The sequence below is a fragment of the Streptomyces sp. ITFR-16 genome (assembly GCF_031844705.1).
Classification (GTDB): Bacteria; Actinomycetota; Actinomycetes; order Streptomycetales; family Streptomycetaceae; genus Streptomyces.
Window position 1 is genome coordinate 6,751,840 of sequence record NZ_CP134609.1, and the last position, 16,141, is coordinate 6,767,980.

At 71.1% G+C, this 16,141-nt stretch carries 15 protein-coding genes; 13 read left to right on the forward strand and 2 right to left on the reverse strand.

The window, feature by feature from the left end:
* Positions 1–5: 5 nt before the first annotated feature.
* Positions 6–443 (reverse strand): hypothetical protein, encoded by a 438-nt coding sequence (locus RLT58_RS30050; RefSeq protein ID WP_311313496.1) that lies wholly within the window; start codon positions 441–443, stop codon positions 6–8.
* Between the two features lie 297 nt (positions 444–740).
* On the opposite strand from RLT58_RS30050, the gene aroC reads away from it, so the two are divergent.
* The 7 genes from aroC to nusB all read left to right on the forward strand — a co-directional run bounded on the left by aroC (position 741) and on the right by nusB (position 7,246).
* A complete protein-coding gene (aroC, locus tag RLT58_RS30055) occupies positions 741–1,925 on the forward strand; it encodes a chorismate synthase (protein ID WP_311313497.1) in 1,185 nt (394 codons plus the stop codon).
* A complete protein-coding gene (aroB, locus tag RLT58_RS30060; RefSeq protein ID WP_311313498.1) occupies positions 1,922–3,556 on the forward strand; it encodes a 3-dehydroquinate synthase in 1,635 nt (544 codons plus the stop codon). The genes aroC and aroB overlap by 4 nt, the downstream gene beginning before the upstream one ends.
* Positions 3,553–3,993, forward strand: a complete 441-nt coding sequence (gene aroQ / locus RLT58_RS30065) for a type II 3-dehydroquinate dehydratase (protein ID WP_311313499.1) — start codon at positions 3,553–3,555, stop codon at positions 3,991–3,993. Before aroB ends, aroQ begins: the two co-directional genes overlap by 4 nt.
* A 137-nt stretch (positions 3,994–4,130) precedes the next feature.
* On the forward strand, positions 4,131–4,985 hold the full coding sequence (locus tag RLT58_RS30070; RefSeq protein ID WP_311313500.1) for a Pro-rich N-terminal domain-containing protein: 855 nt from the start codon (positions 4,131–4,133) through the stop codon (positions 4,983–4,985).
* A 103-nt stretch (positions 4,986–5,088) separates the two neighbouring features.
* Positions 5,089–6,195 carry an aminopeptidase P family protein gene (locus RLT58_RS30075; RefSeq protein WP_311313501.1) on the forward strand — a complete coding sequence of 369 codons (1,107 nt, stop codon included), beginning with the start codon at positions 5,089–5,091 and terminating at the stop codon, positions 6,193–6,195.
* A gap of 50 nt (positions 6,196–6,245) precedes the next feature.
* A complete protein-coding gene (efp, locus tag RLT58_RS30080) occupies positions 6,246–6,812 on the forward strand; it encodes an elongation factor P (protein ID WP_311313502.1) in 567 nt (188 codons plus the stop codon).
* Positions 6,813–6,814: 2 nt separating this feature from the next.
* Positions 6,815–7,246 carry a transcription antitermination factor NusB gene (gene nusB, locus RLT58_RS30085; RefSeq protein WP_024490948.1) on the forward strand — a complete coding sequence of 144 codons (432 nt, stop codon included), beginning with the start codon at positions 6,815–6,817 and terminating at the stop codon, positions 7,244–7,246.
* A 185-nt stretch (positions 7,247–7,431) separates the two neighbouring features.
* Here the strand turns inward: nusB and bldD are convergent, their stop codons facing one another.
* Positions 7,432–7,932 carry a transcriptional regulator BldD gene (bldD, locus tag RLT58_RS30090; RefSeq protein WP_311313503.1) on the reverse strand — a complete coding sequence of 167 codons (501 nt, stop codon included), beginning with the start codon at positions 7,930–7,932 and terminating at the stop codon, positions 7,432–7,434.
* A 221-nt stretch (positions 7,933–8,153) separates the two neighbouring features.
* Between bldD and pyrR the strand changes: the two genes are divergently transcribed.
* The 6 genes from pyrR (at position 8,154) to carB (ending at position 16,111) form a co-directional block, all read left to right on the forward strand.
* Complete coding sequence (pyrR, locus tag RLT58_RS30095) at positions 8,154–8,738, forward strand: bifunctional pyr operon transcriptional regulator/uracil phosphoribosyltransferase PyrR (RefSeq protein WP_311313504.1); 585 nt, start codon at positions 8,154–8,156, stop codon at positions 8,736–8,738.
* Positions 8,739–8,826: 88 nt separating this feature from the next.
* Entirely contained in the window at positions 8,827–9,813 is a 987-nt protein-coding gene (locus RLT58_RS30100) for an aspartate carbamoyltransferase catalytic subunit (protein ID WP_311313505.1), read from the forward strand.
* A gap of 2 nt (positions 9,814–9,815) precedes the next feature.
* Entirely contained in the window at positions 9,816–11,102 is a 1,287-nt protein-coding gene (locus RLT58_RS30105) for a dihydroorotase (protein ID WP_311313506.1), read from the forward strand.
* The gene (locus RLT58_RS30110) at positions 11,099–11,674 is read left to right on the forward strand and encodes a PH-like domain-containing protein (protein ID WP_311313507.1); all 576 of its coding nucleotides are present in this window, start codon (positions 11,099–11,101) and stop codon (positions 11,672–11,674) included. Before RLT58_RS30105 ends, RLT58_RS30110 begins: the two co-directional genes overlap by 4 nt.
* Positions 11,671–12,810: a glutamine-hydrolyzing carbamoyl-phosphate synthase small subunit gene (carA, locus tag RLT58_RS30115; protein ID WP_311313508.1), complete on the forward strand. Its 1,140-nt coding sequence runs from the start codon at positions 11,671–11,673 to the stop codon at positions 12,808–12,810. The genes RLT58_RS30110 and carA overlap by 4 nt, the downstream gene beginning before the upstream one ends.
* Complete coding sequence (gene carB / locus RLT58_RS30120; protein WP_311313509.1) at positions 12,803–16,111, forward strand: carbamoyl-phosphate synthase large subunit; 3,309 nt, start codon at positions 12,803–12,805, stop codon at positions 16,109–16,111. The genes carA and carB overlap by 8 nt, the downstream gene beginning before the upstream one ends.
* Positions 16,112–16,141 lie beyond the last annotated feature (30 nt).

The window sequence follows — 16,141 nt, forward strand, 5'->3', positions numbered from 1 at the left end:
GATGCTCAGGCGGCTTCGCTGACCAAGCAGGTCTTGTAGGTCACGATCTTGCTGCCCTCCTTGTTGGCGACCTGGATGCCTATGCTGTAAAGGCCGGCGTCGCTCTGCGCGGTGGTGTACCAAGCGCGACCGCCCGGAGCCCCGCCGTCGTAGGAGTGCCAGCTCCAGTACTTGACGCCTCCGCCGTAATTGTGGGAGATGAAACGGACCTCGGGGTGGTGCCCGTCCGAGGAAATATCCAGTGCCGTGAGCTCCAGGTCGATGGAGTCGATGGTGCCGTTGCTCCACCAGCGGTATCCGAGCTCGCCCCGCGCGCCGCCCGAGGTGCAGGTCAGGTAGCGCCAGTCCGAGTTTCCCTGGGCGTCGGCGTACGCGGTGCCGCCGAGCGGGACCGACAGGGTCAGAGTGGCGCCCACGGCGAGAGATATCAGCGATTTACGCATGCGGATCATCCTTGTGAGTCAATTGTGTGTAATTATTGTGACGAGATTTTCACAGGCTTCTGATAAGCCGTCAAGCGCTTTTCGATTTGTCTCTGCATGTGCCATGTATGACATGTGGATCAGTGAATGCAATGAATTTCCCGTTTGGTTCGGCCGGGTCGGCGCGGGACGGGGGCGTCCGTCTGCTGGACCGGCGGCGGGCCGAGGTCCCCGGCCGTGGGAGGATCGGGGGCGGCGGGCCAGGGCCGCGCACCCGGTCGCGCCGTTGGATTTCAGGCGCGAGCATGAGGAGCACCGTTGAGCAGGTTGCGCTGGCTGACCGCGGGGGAGTCGCACGGCCCCGCACTGGTGGCGACGCTGGAGGGTCTTCCCGCCGGTGTCCCGGTCACCACGGAGATGGTGGCGGACGCGCTCGCCCGGCGGCGGCTCGGTTACGGCCGCGGTGCGCGGATGAAGTTCGAGAAGGACGAGGTCACCTTCCTCGGCGGTGTCCGGCACGGGCTGACCATGGGGTCCCCGGTCGCCGTGATGGTGGGCAACACCGAATGGCCCAAGTGGGAGCAGGTCATGTCGGCCGACCCGGTCGACCCCGAGGTACTGGCCGCCCAGGCCCGCAACGCCCCGCTGACCCGTCCCCGGCCCGGCCACGCCGACCTCGCCGGCATGCAGAAGTACGGCTTCGACGAGGCCCGGCCGGTCCTGGAGCGCGCCAGCGCCCGGGAGACCGCCGCGCGCGTCGCGCTCGGAGCCGTCGCCCGGTCGTACCTCAAGGAGACCGCCGGCATCGAGATCGTCAGTCACGTCGTCGAGCTGGCCGCGGCCAAGGCGCCCTACGGCGTCTACCCCGTCCCCTCCGACGTCGACAGGCTCGACGCCGACCCGGTGCGCTGCCTCGACGCCGACGCGAGCAAGCGGATGGTCGCCGAGATCGACCAGGCCCACAAGGACGGCGACACGCTCGGCGGCGTGGTCGAGGTGCTCGCGTACGGGGTGCCGGTCGGCCTCGGCTCGCACGTGCACTGGGACCGCCGCCTCGACGCCCGGCTCGCCGCCGCGCTCATGGGCATCCAGGCCATCAAGGGCGTCGAGGTCGGCGACGGCTTCGACCTCGCCCGCGTACCGGGGTCCAAGGCGCACGACGAGATTCTGGTGACCGAGGACGGCATCAAGCGCGCCTCCGGCCGCTCCGGCGGCACCGAGGGCGGGCTGACCACCGGTGAGCTGCTGCGCGTCCGCGCCGCCATGAAGCCGATCGCCACCGTGCCCCGCGCCCTGGCCACCGTCGACGTGGTCACCGGCGAACCCGCCAAGGCACACCACCAGCGCTCCGATGTCTGCGCCGTTCCGGCGGCCGGCATCGTCGCCGAGGCGATGGTCGCGCTGGTCCTCGCCGACGCCGTCGCGGAGAAGTTCGGCGGCGACAGCGTGCCCGAGACCCACCGCAACGTGCAGTCGTACCTCGACCACCTGCAGATCCGATGAGCGGTCCGCTGATCGTCCTGGTCGGGCCGATGGGCGTCGGCAAGTCCACCGTCGGTGAACTGCTCGCCGCCCGTCTGGGCACCGGCTACCGGGACACCGACGCCGATGTCGTCGCCGCGGCGGGCAAACCGATCTCCGAGATCTTCTACGACGAGGGCGAGGACCACTTCCGCGCGCTGGAGCGGCAGGCCGTACGGGCCGCCGTCGCCGAGCACGGGGGAGTGCTCTCCCTCGGCGGCGGAGCCGTCCTCGACGAGGGGACCCGCGCACTGCTCGCCGGGCGCCCGGTCGTCTATCTCTCGATGGACGTCGACGAGGCCGTCAAGCGCGTGGGGCTCAACACCGCGCGCCCGCTGCTCGCCGTGAACCCGCGCCGGCAGTGGCGCGAGCTCATGGAGGCCCGCCGCCACCTCTACACGGAGGTGGCCCGCACGGTCGTCGCCACCGACGAGCGCACACCCGAAGAGGTCGCCCAGGCGGTCCTCGACGCACTGGAGCTGCCGGACGCACCCTCGTCCGGCCGGGAGAACACACGCATGACGGAGCAGGGACCCACCCGCATCCAGATCGCCGGCAGCGCGGGCACCGACCCGTACGAGGTGCTGATCGGCCGCCAGCTGCTCGGCGAGCTGCCCACGCTCATCGGCGACCGCGCCAAGCGCGTCGCGGTACTGCACCCCGAGGCGCTCGCGGAGACCGGTGAGGCGGTCCGCCAGGACCTCGCCGACCAGGGCTACGAGGCCATCGCGATCCAGCTGCCCAACGCCGAGGAGGCCAAGACCGTCGAGGTCGCCGCCTACTGCTGGAAGGCGCTCGGCCAGACCGGCTTCACCCGCACCGACGTCATCGTCGGTGTCGGCGGCGGAGCCACCACCGACGTCGCCGGGTTCGTCGCCGCCTCCTGGCTGCGCGGGGTGCGCTGGATCGCCGTCCCCACCACCGTGCTCGCCATGGTGGACGCCGCCGTCGGCGGCAAGACCGGCATCAACACCGCAGAGGGCAAGAACCTCGTCGGCGCCTTCCACCCGCCCGCCGGGGTGCTCTGCGACCTGGCCGCGCTGGACTCGCTGCCGGTCAACGACTACGTCTCCGGCATGGCCGAGATCATCAAGGCCGGCTTCATCGCCGACCCGGCGATCCTCGACCTCGTCGAGGCCGACCCGCAGGGCGCGCGCGGCCCGGCCGGACCGCACACCTCCGAGCTGATCGAGCGGGCCATCCGGGTCAAGGCGGAGGTCGTCTCCAGCGACCTCAAGGAGTCCGGACTGCGCGAGATCCTCAACTACGGCCACACCCTGGCCCACGCGATCGAGAAGAACGAGCGCTACAAGTGGCGCCACGGCGCCGCCGTCTCGGTCGGCATGGTCTTCGCCGCCGAGCTGGGCCGGCTCGCCGGACGCCTGGACGACGCCACGGCCGACCGGCACCGCGCGGTCCTGGAGTCCGTCGGCCTGCCGCTGACCTACCGCGGCGACCAGTGGCCCAAGCTGCTGGAGAACATGAAGGTCGACAAGAAGTCCCGCGGCGACCTGCTGCGCTTCATCGTCCTGGACGGCCTGGGCAAGCCCACCGTGCTGGAGGGCCCCGACCCGGCCGTGCTGCTGGCCGCCTACGGGGAGGTGTCCGCGTGACCCGCCGGGTCCTCGTGCTCAACGGCCCCAACCTCGGCCGGCTGGGCTCGCGCGAGCCCGACGTCTACGGCGCCACCTCCTACGCCGGGCTCGTCGAGACCTGCCGCACCCTCGGCAAGGAGCTCGGCTTCGACGTCGACGTCCGGGAGACCAACGACGAGGGGGAGCTGATCCGCTGGCTCCACGAAGCCGCGGACGGTTCAATTCCGGTCGTTCTCAACCCGGGCGCCTTCACGCACTACTCGTACGGGATGCGGGACGCGGCCGCCCAGCGCACCGCCCCGCTGATCGAGGTGCACATCTCGAACCCGTACGCACGGGAGGAATTCCGCCACACCTCGGTGGTCGCCCCGGTCGCCACCGGTACCGTGGCCGGATTCGGCATCGGGTCCTACCGTCTCGCCCTGCGCGCGCTCGCGGACGAACTCACGGACTGACGCACCCCGTCCGGGAAGGCCGAACGGCCTTCCGGGCACTGCGGACCCTCCCCGGCCGTTCCCTGTGTGGCGGCCGGGGAAGGTACGGTTGCCGTTCCACCAGCGCCAGTTGCCTGTACGAGACGGAGTGCCACCGGATGCAGCACGCAGTGGGGGCCCCGCTGCCGCCGCCCCAGGGACCCGGAAACGGACCCGTCGGCTGGTCGCACCAGGCCCAGCACCCCGGCCCGCCGGTCCCGCCGCCGGCCGGCCCGCCCGCCCACCCCGGTCCGCCGCCCGCCGCACCCCCCGCCCAGCAGGGCGGCCAGGGCTGGAGCGGACCCGCGCCGCACCAGGCGCCCGCACCCGTCTCCCGCGAGACCACCGGGCACATCCAGCTGCCGCCCGGCGGGCCCGTGCCGCTGCCGGCGCCGCCCGCCGAGCCCGGCACCGGCGCCGCGACCCTGGCCGTGCTCCTGATCGGCCCGGCAGGCGCCGGGAAGACCACCGTGGCCAAGCTGTGGGCCAGCCGCCGCCGGGTCCCCACCGCCCATGTCAGCCTCGACGACGTCCGCGAGTGGGTCTGCTCCGGCTTCGCCGACCCCCAGGCGGGGTGGAACGACCAGTCCGAGGCCCAGTACCGGCTGGCCCGCCGCACCTGCGGCTTCGCCGCCCGTAACTTCCTGGCCAACGGGATCTCCTGCATCCTCGACGACGCGGTCTTTCCCGACCGGCCCGTCGTCGGCCTCGGCGGCTGGAAGCGGCACGTCGGCCCCGGTCTGCTGCCGGTCGTCCTGCTGCCGGGCCTGGAGATCGTCCTGGAGCGCAACGCCGCCCGCAGCGGCAACCGCAGGCTCTCCGACGAGGAGGTCGCCCGGATCCACGGCCGCATGGCCGGCTGGTACGGCTCGGGCCTCCCGATCATCGACAACTCCACGTACGACGTGGAGACCACCGCCCGGGTCCTGGACGACATACTCGCCCGCTCCCTGGCCAGCCCGCCGGCCTGGTGAACCGGCGGGGCACGGCGCCCCGACGGGCTTCTCCGGGCTTCCGCCCCCCCCGGTCGGGTGCGCTGACCGGGCGGGCCGGGCGCCGCGCTCTTACGCTCGATGCATGTCAGAGGTGTACGCCGTCCGACGCGGGCTGCTCCGCGACCGGTGCGCCGCCGTCGGATCCGCGGCCGCCCTGGTCTCCCGCCCCGCCAATGTCCGCTACCTCGCCGGCGGAGCGCCCCCGGGCGCCGTGCTGCTGCTCGGCCCCGCCGAGGACGTCCTGCTCTGCCCGCGCTCCCCGACCGGTGACCCGGCCGACGGGCGCACCGACGACCAGCTCCGGGTGGACCTGCTGCCGGTGACCGGTGGCGATCCGGTGGTCGCCGCCGCCGATCTGGCCACGGCCAGCGGCGCGGAGTCCCTGGCCGTCGAGGAGCACGATCTGACGGTCGCCCGGCACCGGGCCATGGGCTCGGTCGCCCCGAAGCTGCGGCTGGCCGATCTGGGTGCCACGGTCGAGCAGCTGCGCATCGTCAAGGACGAGGAGGAGATCGGCTGCCTGCGGATCGCGGCCGAGATCACCGACCAGGCCCTGGGCGAGCTGCTCGAATCGATCCTGGTCGGCCGCACCGAGCGCCATCTCGCCCTGGAGCTGGAGCGGCGCCTTGTGGACCACGGCGCCGACGGGCCCGCGTTCGCGACGTCCGTCGCCACCGGCCCCAACTCCGGCCGGGGCCGTCACCGGCCCTCGGACCGACGGGTGGAGGAAGGAGATTTCCTCTCCGTCTGCCTCGGCGCCAACTACCGCGGCTACCGGTGCGAGATCGGCCGCACCTTCGTCATCGGCACGGCTCCCGCCGACTGGCAGATCGAGCTCTACGACCTGGTTTTCGCCGCTCAGAGGGCCGGACGCGAGGCCCTGGTGCCCGGCGCCGCCTACCGCGACGTGGACCGCGCGGCCCGCCACCTCCTGGACTCCGCGGGCCACGGTGAGGGGCTCGCACCCTGGACCGGGCACGGGGTGGGGCTCGAAATCGACGAGGACCCGCAGTTGGCACCCGCTGCCATGGGTAAACTGGACGCTTGTGTGCCGGTCACCGTCGAACCGGGGGTCCACCTCCCGGGCCGGGGCGGGGTCCGGATCGATGACACGCTCGTCGTGCGCCCCGAGGCGGACGGCGGACCCGAGCTACTCACCATTACGACCAAGGAGCTGCTCGCGCTCTAGCGCGCATCCTTGGCCGTTCCACCAGCTTCAGTCCAGGAGATTCCGCAACCGTGGCTTCCACGAACGACCTCAAGAACGGCCTGGTGCTCAAGCTCGACGGAGGCCAGCTCTGGTCCGTCGTCGAGTTCCAGCACGTCAAGCCCGGCAAGGGCCCGGCCTTCGTGCGCACCAAGCTCAAGAACGTGCTGTCCGGCAAGGTCGTCGACAAGACGTTCAACGCCGGCGTGAAGGTCGAAACGGCCACCATTGACCGGCGCGACATGCAGTTCTCGTACATGGACGGCGAGTACTTCGTCTTCATGGACATGGACACGTACGACCAGCTCATGGTCGACCGCAAGGCCGTCGGCGACGCCGCCAACTTCCTGATCGAGGGCTTCACCGCCTCCGTCGCCCAGCACGAGGGCGAGGTGCTCTACGTCGAGCTGCCGGCCGCTGTCGAGCTGACCATCCAGCACACGGACCCGGGCGTCCAGGGCGACCGTTCCACCGGTGGCACCAAGCCCGCCACGCTGGAGACCGGCTACGAGATCGGCGTCCCGCTCTTCATCACCACCGGTGAGAAGATCAAGGTCGACACCCGTTCGGGCGATTACCTCGGCCGGGTGAACAGCTAACCGTGGCTGCCCGGAATACGGCCCGCAAGCGCGCCTTCCAGATTCTCTTCGAGGCCGACCAGCGCGGTGAGTCCGTGCAGACGGTCCTCGCGGACTGGGTACGCCACTCGCGGTCCGACACCCGTCAGCCGCCGGTCACCGAGTACACGATGGAGCTCGTCGAGGGGTACGCGCAGTACGCGGACCGCATCGACGACCTCATCGTCACCTATGCCGTGGACTGGGAGATCGACCGCATGCCGGTCGTCGACCGGAACATCCTGCGGCTCGGTGCGTACGAGCTGATCTGGGTGGACGCGACCCCGGACGCGGTGGTGATCGACGAGGCGGTCCAGATCGCCAAGGAGTTCTCCACCGATGACTCCCCGTCCTTCGTGAACGGCCTGCTGGCCCGTTTCAAGGACCTCAAGCCGAACCTTCGCCGGGAGCAGTAGCCCGGCGGCGCTTCTGCCGTCGAAGGGCCCGCGGTCGACCGACCGCGGGCCCTTCGGCATGTCCGGTCCTTTCGGGCCCGGCAGGTCCGGCTTTCCGGGGGTGTCCGCCCCGGAAAAACGGAAACGCCGGGTCCGGCGGGGCGCCCGGAAAGGGCCCCGCCGACCCGGCGGTACGTTTCTGCTGGTCAGCCTTCGTCGTGGCCGACGGCGCGGCGTGCGTCGGCGTCCAGCACGCCCCAGCTGATCAGCTGTTCCGTGAGGACGGACGGCGACTGGTCGTAGATCACGGCCAGGGTGCGCAGGTCGTCCTGGCGGATCGACAGCACCTTGCCGTTGTAGTCGCCGCGCTGGCTCTGGATCGTCGCCGCGTAGCGCTGGAGGGGTCCGGCCTTCTCCGGCGGGACATGGGCCAGGCGCTCGAGCTGGAGCACGAGCTTCGGCGGCGGCTCGGCGGCCCCGCCGGGCGTCGTACCGGGCAGGAGCTCCTGCACCGGGACCCCGTAGAAGTCCGCCAGCTCGGCAAGGCGCTGCACGGTCACGGCACGGTCGCCGCGCTCGTACGAACCGACCACGACGGCCTTCCAGCGGCCCTGGGACTTCTCCTCCACGCCATGGAGTGAGAGGCCCTGCTGGGTGCGGATGGCACGGAGCTTGGCCCCGAGCTGTTTTGCGTATTCGCTGGACATAAGGCTCCCCGGACGCTGGAACGTTTTGCGGCTCCGCCGCGTGGCTGGTAACTCACTGTGAGGTTACGCAGCGTTACTTGGGTGCGTCAAGCTGAACGGTCCGTACCGGCGCCTCCCGGGGGTGGGGCCAGGGCCCCGTACGAGCCCTGGTAACGTGGATGACGCAATTTCGACGTCCTTTAAGATCCGTCCCGAGAGGCGGAGAAGGAGGTCCGTTTCTTATGGACGCACAGCACGACGCCACCGGCAATGCGGCACGCCCCGTTCTCGAGGCTCCCGACATCGCCCGGGTTCTCACCCGCATCGCCCACGAGATCGTCGAACGCGCCAAGGGCGCCGACGACGTGGTGCTCCTCGGCATCCCCACGCGCGGCGTCTTCCTCGCCCGCCGGCTCGCCGACAAGCTCGAGGAGATCACCGGCCGCACGATCCCGGTCGGCTCCCTCGACATCACCATGTACCGGGACGACCTGAGGCTGCGCCCCGCGCGCGCCCTGGCCCGCACGGAGATCCCCGGCGAGGGGATCGAGGGCCGGCTCGTCGTCCTCGTCGACGACGTCCTCTTCTCCGGCCGCACGATCCGCGCCGCGCTCGACGCGCTGGGCGACATCGGCCGGCCCCGCGCGGTGCAGCTGGCGGTCCTCGTCGACCGCGGGCACCGCGAACTCCCGATCCGGGCCGACTACGTCGGCAAGAACCTCCCCACGTCGCTGCGGGAGACGGTCAAGGTCCAGCTCGCCGAGGAGGACGGCCGCGACGCCGTGCTGCTCGGGGTCGGGCAGGCCACCCCGGCGGTAGAGCGGTAGCTGCCTCCCGTACGGCCCCCGAGTGCCGTACGGCGGCTTCCGCACGCCCGCACGCCTGAATCCTCCAGCAACCCCGGAGAACACCCAGATGAAGCGTCACCTCATCTCGGCCGCCGACCTCACCCGCGACGACGCCGTCCTGATCCTCGACACCGCCGAGGAGATGGCCAGGGTCGCGGACCGGCCGATCAAGAAGCTCCCGACCCTGCGCGGCCGTACCGTCGTCAACCTCTTCTTCGAGGACTCGACGCGGACCCGCATCTCCTTCGAGGCGGCTGCCAAGCGGCTGTCCGCCGACGTCATCAACTTCTCCGCCAAGGGCTCCTCCGTCTCCAAGGGCGAGTCGCTCAAGGACACCGCGCTGACCCTGGAGGCGATGGGCGCCGACGCCGTCGTCATCCGGCACGGCGCCTCCGGCGCCCCGTACCGCCTGGCCACATCCGGCTGGATCGACGGCGCGGTCGTCAACGCCGGCGACGGCACCCACGAGCACCCCACCCAGGCCCTCCTGGACGCCTTCACGATGCGCCGCAGGCTCGTCGGGGCCGACGCCGGGCTCGGCAAGGACCTCGACGGCCGCCGGATCACGATCGTCGGTGACATCCTGCACAGCCGGGTCGCCCGCTCCAACGTCCACCTGCTCACCACCCTGGGCGCCCACGTCACCCTGGTGGCGCCGCCCACCCTGGTCCCCGTCGGCGTCGAGCAGTGGCCCTGCGACATCAGCTACAGCCTCGACGAGGTGCTGCCGCAGTCGGACGCTGTGATGATGCTGCGTGTGCAGCGCGAGCGGATGAACGCCGCCTACTTCCCGACCGAGCGCGAGTACTCCCGCCGCTACGGACTGGACGGCGAGCGGATGGCGAGGATGCCCGAGCACGCCGTCGTCATGCACCCCGGCCCCATGGTCCGCGGCATGGAGATCACCGCCGAGGTCGCCGACTCCGACCGCTGCACGGTCGTCGAGCAGGTCGCCAACGGCGTCTCGATCCGCATGGCCGTGCTCTACCTGCTGCTCGGCGGCTCCGAGCCCGCAGCCCCCGCCGCCCCCGCCCGTACCGAGGAGAACAAGTAACCATGAGCAAGATCCTTATCCGCGGCGCGAAGGTCCTCGGCGGCGAGCCCCAGGACGTCCTGATCGACGGCGAGACCATCGCGGCCGTCGGCACCGGCATCGAGGCCGGCGACGCCACCGTGATCGAGGCGGCGGGCCAGGTCCTGCTGCCCGGCCTGGTCGACCTCCACACCCACCTGCGCGAGCCCGGCCGTGAGGACTCCGAGACCGTCCTGACCGGCACCAAGGCCGCCGCGGTCGGCGGCTTCACCGCCGTCCACGCCATGGCCAACACCTTCCCCGTGGCCGACACCGCCGGTGTCGTCGAGCAGGTCTGGCGGCTCGGCAAGGAGTCCGGCTACTGCGACGTGCAGCCCATCGGCGCCGTCACCGTCGGCCTGGAGGGCAAGCAGCTCGCCGAACTCGGCGCCATGCACGATTCGGCCGCCGGAGTGAAGGTCTTCTCCGACGACGGCAAGTGCGTCGACGACGCGGTCATCATGCGCCGCGCCCTGGAGTACGTGAAGGCGTTCGACGGCGTCGTCGCCCAGCACGCCCAGGAGCCCCGCCTCACCGAGGGCGCCCAGATGAACGAGGGCATCGTCTCGGCCGAGCTGGGCCTCGGCGGCTGGCCCGCCGTCGCCGAGGAGTCGATCATCGCCCGCGACGTGCTGCTGGCCGCGCACGTCGGCTCCCGGGTGCACATCTGCCACCTGTCGACCGCCGGCTCCGTCGAGATCGTGCGCTGGGCCAAGTCCAAGGGCTGGAACGTCACCGCCGAGGTCACCCCGCACCACCTGCTCCTCACCGACGAGCTCGTCCGGTCCTACAACCCCGTCTACAAGGTGAACCCGCCGCTGCGCACCGAGGCCGACGTGCTGGCCCTGCGCGAGGCCCTCGCCGACGGCACCATCGACTGCGTCGCCACCGACCACGCCCCGCACCCGCACGAGGACAAGGACTGCGAGTGGGCCGCGGCCGCCATGGGCATGGTGGGCCTGGAGACCGCGCTCTCCGTCGTCCAGCAGACGATGGTCGAGACCGGCCTGCTCGACTGGGCGGGCGTCGCCGACCGGATGTCGTCGCGCCCCGCGGCCATCGGCCGCCTCGACGGACACGGCCGCCCCGTCTCGGAGGGCGAGCCCGCCAACCTCACCCTGGTCGATCCGGCATACCGTGGAGTGGTGGACCCCGCGGGCTTCGCCTCCCGCAGCCGCAACACCCCCTACGAGGGGCGCGAGCTGCCGGGCCGAGTGACCCACACCTTCCTGCGGGGCCGTGCCACGGTCGTCGACGGGAAGCTCGCGTGACAACACTGACCCTGTACCAACTGGCCGCCGAGCAGAAGTCGGCGGAGGTGACCGACTGGTCCGCCCGCATCAGCTGGGTGATCGGCCTCCTCGTGTTCATCGCCTTCGTCTACTGGCTGATGCGCCAGGGCTGGAAGTGGCGCGGCAGCCTCCAGTCCGGCCTCGCCGCCCCCTCGACCACCCCGGACGGCTTCGCGGACGGCGAGAAGCTGCTCACGCTGACCGGCCGCTACCACGCCTCGACCACCGCCGGGCAGTGGCTCGACCGGGTCGTCGCCCACGGCCTCGGCACCCGCAGCCGCGTCGAGCTCACCCTCACCGAGCAGGGCCTCGACGTCGTACGGCCCGGCGCGACGGACTTCTTCGTCCCCGCCGCCGACCTGCGCGAGGCCCGCATCGACAAGGCCCTCGCCGGCAAGGTTCTGCCCGAGGGCGGCCTGCTGATCATCACCTGGGCGCTCGGCGACCAGCTGATCGACTCCGGCTTCCGCTCCGACTGCTCGGCCGAGCACCCCGCCTGGGTCGAGGCCGTCAACCACCTCACCAGCACTACGGAAGGCACCGCACGATGACGATCTCCACCCGGGGGGCCCTGGCTCCCGCCGTACTCGTCCTGGAGGACGGCCGCGCCTTCCGCGGCCGCGCCTACGGGGCTGTGGGGGAGACCTTCGGCGAGGCGGTTTTCTCCACCGGCATGACCGGCTACCAGGAGACCCTGACCGACCCCTCGTACCACCGCCAGGTCGTCGTGATGACCGCCCCGCACGTCGGGAACACCGGGGTCAACGACGAGGACCCCGAGTCGCAGCGGATCTGGGTCTCCGGCTATGTCGTGCGCGACCCCGCACGGGTGCCCTCCAACTGGCGCTCGCGGCGCTCGCTCGACGAGGAGCTGGAGCGCCAGGGCGTCGTCGGCATCAGCGGCATCGACACCCGCGCCCTCACCCGCCACCTGCGCGAGCGCGGCGCCATGCGCGTCGGCATCTTCTCCGGTGACACCCTCGCCGACGAGGAGACCCTGCTCGCCAAGGTGCGCCGGGCGCCCGAGATGAGCGGCGCCGACCTCTCCGCCGAGGTCGCCACCAAGGAGGCGTACGTCGTCCCCGCGATCGGCACCAAGAAGTTCACCGTCGCCGCGATCGACCTCGGCATCAAGGGCATGACCCCGCACCGGATGGCCGAGCGCGGCATCGAGGTGCACGTCCTGCCCGCCACCGCCACCCTGGAGGAGGTGTACGCGGTCGGTCCCGACGGCGTCTTCTTCTCCAACGGCCCCGGCGACCCGTCCACCGCCGACCACGCGGTCTCCCTCATGCAGGGCGTCCTGGAACGGCAGACCCCGCTCTTCGGCATCTGCTTCGGCAACCAGATCCTGGGCCGCGCGCTCGGCTTCGGCACGTACAAGCTGAAGTACGGCCACCGCGGCATCAACCAGCCCGTGCAGGACCGCTCGACCGGCAAGGTCGAGGTCACCGCGCACAACCACGGCTTCGCCGTCGACGCCCCGCTCGACAAGGTCTCCGACACCGCCTACGGGCGGGCCGAGGTCTCCCACGTCTGCCTGAACGACCAGGTCGTCGAGGGGCTCCAGCTCCTGGACCGGCCCGCCTTCAGCGTCCAGTACCACCCCGAGGCGGCCGCCGGCCCGCACGACGCCGCGTACCTCTTCGACCGCTTCGTATCCCTGATGGAGGGCCAGCGTGCCTAAGCGCTCCGATATCCAGTCCGTCCTGGTCATCGGCTCCGGCCCGATCGTCATCGGCCAGGCCGCCGAATTCGACTACTCCGGCACCCAGGCCTGCCGCGTCCTCAAGGCCGAGGGCCTGCGCGTCATCCTGGTGAACTCCAACCCGGCGACGATCATGACCGACCCGGAGATCGCCGACGCCACGTACGTCGAGCCGATCACCCCCGAGTTCGTCGAGAAGATCATCGCCAAGGAGCGCCCCGACGCGCTCCTGCCCACCCTCGGCGGCCAGACCGCGCTGAACACCGCGATCTCCATGCACGAGAACGGGGTGCTGGAGAAGTACGGCGTCGAGCTGATCGGTGCCAACGTCGAGGCCATCAACAAGGGCGAGGACCGCGACCTCTTCAAGGGCGTCGTCGAGGCCGTCAAGGCGAAGATCGGATACGGCGAGTCCGCCCGCTCCGTCATCTGCCACTCCATGGACGACGTCATCGCCGGCGTCGACACCCTCGGCGGCTACCCCGTCGTCGTCCGCCCCTCCTTCACCATGGGCGGCGCCGGCTCCGGCTTCGCCCACGACGAGGAGGAGCTGCGCCGCATCGCCGGACAGGGCCTCACGCTCTCCCCGACCACCGAGGTGCTCCTGGAGGAGTCCATCCTCGGCTGGAAGGAGTACGAGCTGGAGCTGATGCGCGACAAGAACGACAACGTCGTGGTCGTCTGCTCCATCGAGAACTTCGACCCGATGGGCGTCCACACGGGTGACTCGATCACCGTCGCCCCGGCGATGACGCTCACCGACCGTGAGTACCAGCGGCTGCGCGACATCGGCATCGCGATCATCCGCGAGGTCGGCGTCGACACCGGCGGCTGCAACATCCAGTTCGCCATCGACCCGGCCGACGGCCGCGTCATCGTGATCGAGATGAACCCCCGCGTCTCCCGCTCCTCGGCGCTCGCCTCCAAGGCCACCGGCTTCCCGATCGCCAAGATCGCCGCCAAGCTGGCCGTCGGCTACACGCTCGACGAGATCCCCAACGACATCACCGAGAAGACGCCGGCCTCCTTCGAGCCGACCCTCGACTACGTCGTCGTCAAGGCCCCCCGCTTCGCCTTCGAGAAGTTCCCCTCCGCCGACTCCACCCTCACCACCACCATGAAGTCGGTGGGCGAGGCCATGGCGATCGGACGGAACTTCACCGAAGCGCTCCAGAAGGCCCTGCGCTCCCTGGAGAAGAAGGGCTCGCAGTTCGCCTTCACCGGAGACCCCGGCGACAAGGCCGCGCTGCTGGCCGAGGCGGTCCGCCCGACCGACGGCCGCATCAACACCGTCATGCAGGCGATCCGGGCCGGCGCCACCCAGGAAGAGGTCTTCGACGCCACGAGGATCGACCCCTGGTTCGTCGACCAGCTCTTCCTGATCAAGGAGATCGCCGACGAGCTGGCCGCCGCCGACAAGCTCGTCCCCGAGCTGCTGGCCGAGGCCAAGCGGCACGGCTTCTCCGACGTGCAGATCGCCGAGATCCGCGGCCTGCGCGAGGACGTCGTCCGCGAGGTGCGGCACGCGCTCGGCATCCGCCCGGTCTACAAGACGGTGGACACCTGCGCCGCCGAGTTCGCCGCGAAGACGCCGTACTTCTACTCCTCCTACGACGAGGAGAGCGAGGTCGCGTCCCGCACCAAGCCCGCGGTGATCATCCTCGGCTCCGGCCCCAACCGCATCGGCCAGGGGATCGAGTTCGACTACTCCTGCGTCCACGCCTCCTTCGCGCTGAGCGACGCGGGCTACGAGACCGTGATGGTCAACTGCAACCCGGAGACCGTCTCCACCGACTACGACACCTCCGACCGCCTGTACTTCGAGCCGCTGACGCTCGAGGACGTGCTGGAGATCGTGCACGCCGAGTCCCTCGCCGGCCCGATCGCGGGTGTCGTCGTCCAGCTCGGCGGCCAGACCCCGCTGGGCCTGTCCCAGGCGCTCAAGGACAACGGCGTGCCCGTCGTCGGCACCTCCCCGGAGGCGATCCACGCCGCCGAGGACCGCGGCGCCTTCGGCCGGGTCCTGGCCGAGGCCGGCCTGCCAGCCCCCAAGCACGGCACCGCCACCACCTTCGACGAGGCCAAGGCGATCGCCGACGAGATCGGCTACCCCGTCCTCGTCCGCCCGTCGTACGTCCTGGGCGGCCGCGGCATGGAGATCGTGTACGACGAGACCCGGCTCTCCTCGTACATCGCCGAGTCCACCGAGATCAGCCCCACCCGGCCGGTCCTGGTCGACCGCTTCCTCGACGACGCCATCGAGATCGACGTCGACGCGCTCTACGACGGCACCGAGCTCTACCTCGGCGGCGTCATGGAGCACATCGAGGAGGCCGGCATCCACTCCGGCGACTCCGCCTGCGCCCTGCCGCCCATCACGCTCGGCGGCCACGACGTCAAGCGGCTGCGCACCTCCACCGAGGCCATCGCCAAGGGCGTCGGCGTCCGCGGACTGATCAACATCCAGTTCGCGCTGTCCGGGGACATCCTCTATGTGCTGGAGGCCAACCCGCGCGCCTCGCGCACCGTGCCCTTCACCTCGAAGGCCACCGCGGTGCCGCTCGCCAAGGCCGCCGCCCGGATCTCGCTGGGCGCGACCGTCGCGGAGCTGCGCGCCGAGGGCCTGCTGCCGAAGAGCGGCGACGGCGGCACCCTGCCGCTGGACGCGCCGATCTCCGTCAAGGAGGCCGTCATGCCGTGGTCGCGCTTCCGCGACATCCACGGCCGCGGTGTCGACACCATCCTCGGCCCGGAGATGCGCTCCACCGGCGAGGTCATGGGCATCGACTCGGTCTTCGGCACGGCGTACGCCAAGTCGCAGGCCGGGGCGTACGGCCCGCTGCCCACCAAGGGCCGCGCCTTCATCTCGGTGGCCAACCGGGACAAGCGCTCGATGATCTTCCCGGCCCGCGAGCTGGTCGCCCACGGCTTCGAGCTGCTGGCCACCTCCGGCACCGCCGAGGTCCTCAAGCGCAACGGCATCAACGCCACGGTCGTGCGCAAGCTGTCCGAGGGCGAGGGCCCGGACGGCGAGCGGACCATCGTCCAGCTCATCCACGAGGGCGGGGTCGACCTCATCGTCAACACCCCCTACGGCACCGGCGGCCGGCTCGACGGCTACGAGATCCGCACCGCGGCCGTCGCCCGGTCCGTGCCGTGCCTGACCACGGTTCAGGCGCTCGCCGCGGCCGTCCAGGGCATCGACGCCCTCAACCACGGAGACGTGGGCGTGCGTTCACTCCAGGAACACGCGGAACATCTGACCGCGGCCCGCGACTAGCCCGCTCCCAGGGGGACACCGGAAACGGTG

Coding starts and splice junctions, on each gene's coding strand:
- RLT58_RS30050 (WP_311313496.1), bottom strand. CDS start 443: ATGCGTAAATCGCTGATATCTCTCGCCGTGGGCGCCACTCTGACCCTG.
- bldD (WP_311313503.1), bottom strand. CDS start 7,932: ATGTCCAGCGAATACGCAAAACAGCTCGGGGCCAAGCTCCGTGCCATC.
- aroB (WP_311313498.1), top strand. CDS start 1,922: ATGAGCGGTCCGCTGATCGTCCTGGTCGGGCCGATGGGCGTCGGCAAG.
- RLT58_RS30075 (WP_311313501.1), top strand. CDS start 5,089: ATGTCAGAGGTGTACGCCGTCCGACGCGGGCTGCTCCGCGACCGGTGC.
- pyrR (WP_311313504.1), top strand. CDS start 8,154: ATGGACGCACAGCACGACGCCACCGGCAATGCGGCACGCCCCGTTCTC.
- carA (WP_311313508.1), top strand. CDS start 11,671: ATGACGATCTCCACCCGGGGGGCCCTGGCTCCCGCCGTACTCGTCCTG.
- RLT58_RS30100 (WP_311313505.1), top strand. CDS start 8,827: ATGAAGCGTCACCTCATCTCGGCCGCCGACCTCACCCGCGACGACGCC.
- RLT58_RS30070 (WP_311313500.1), top strand. CDS start 4,131: ATGCAGCACGCAGTGGGGGCCCCGCTGCCGCCGCCCCAGGGACCCGGA.
- RLT58_RS30105 (WP_311313506.1), top strand. CDS start 9,816: ATGAGCAAGATCCTTATCCGCGGCGCGAAGGTCCTCGGCGGCGAGCCC.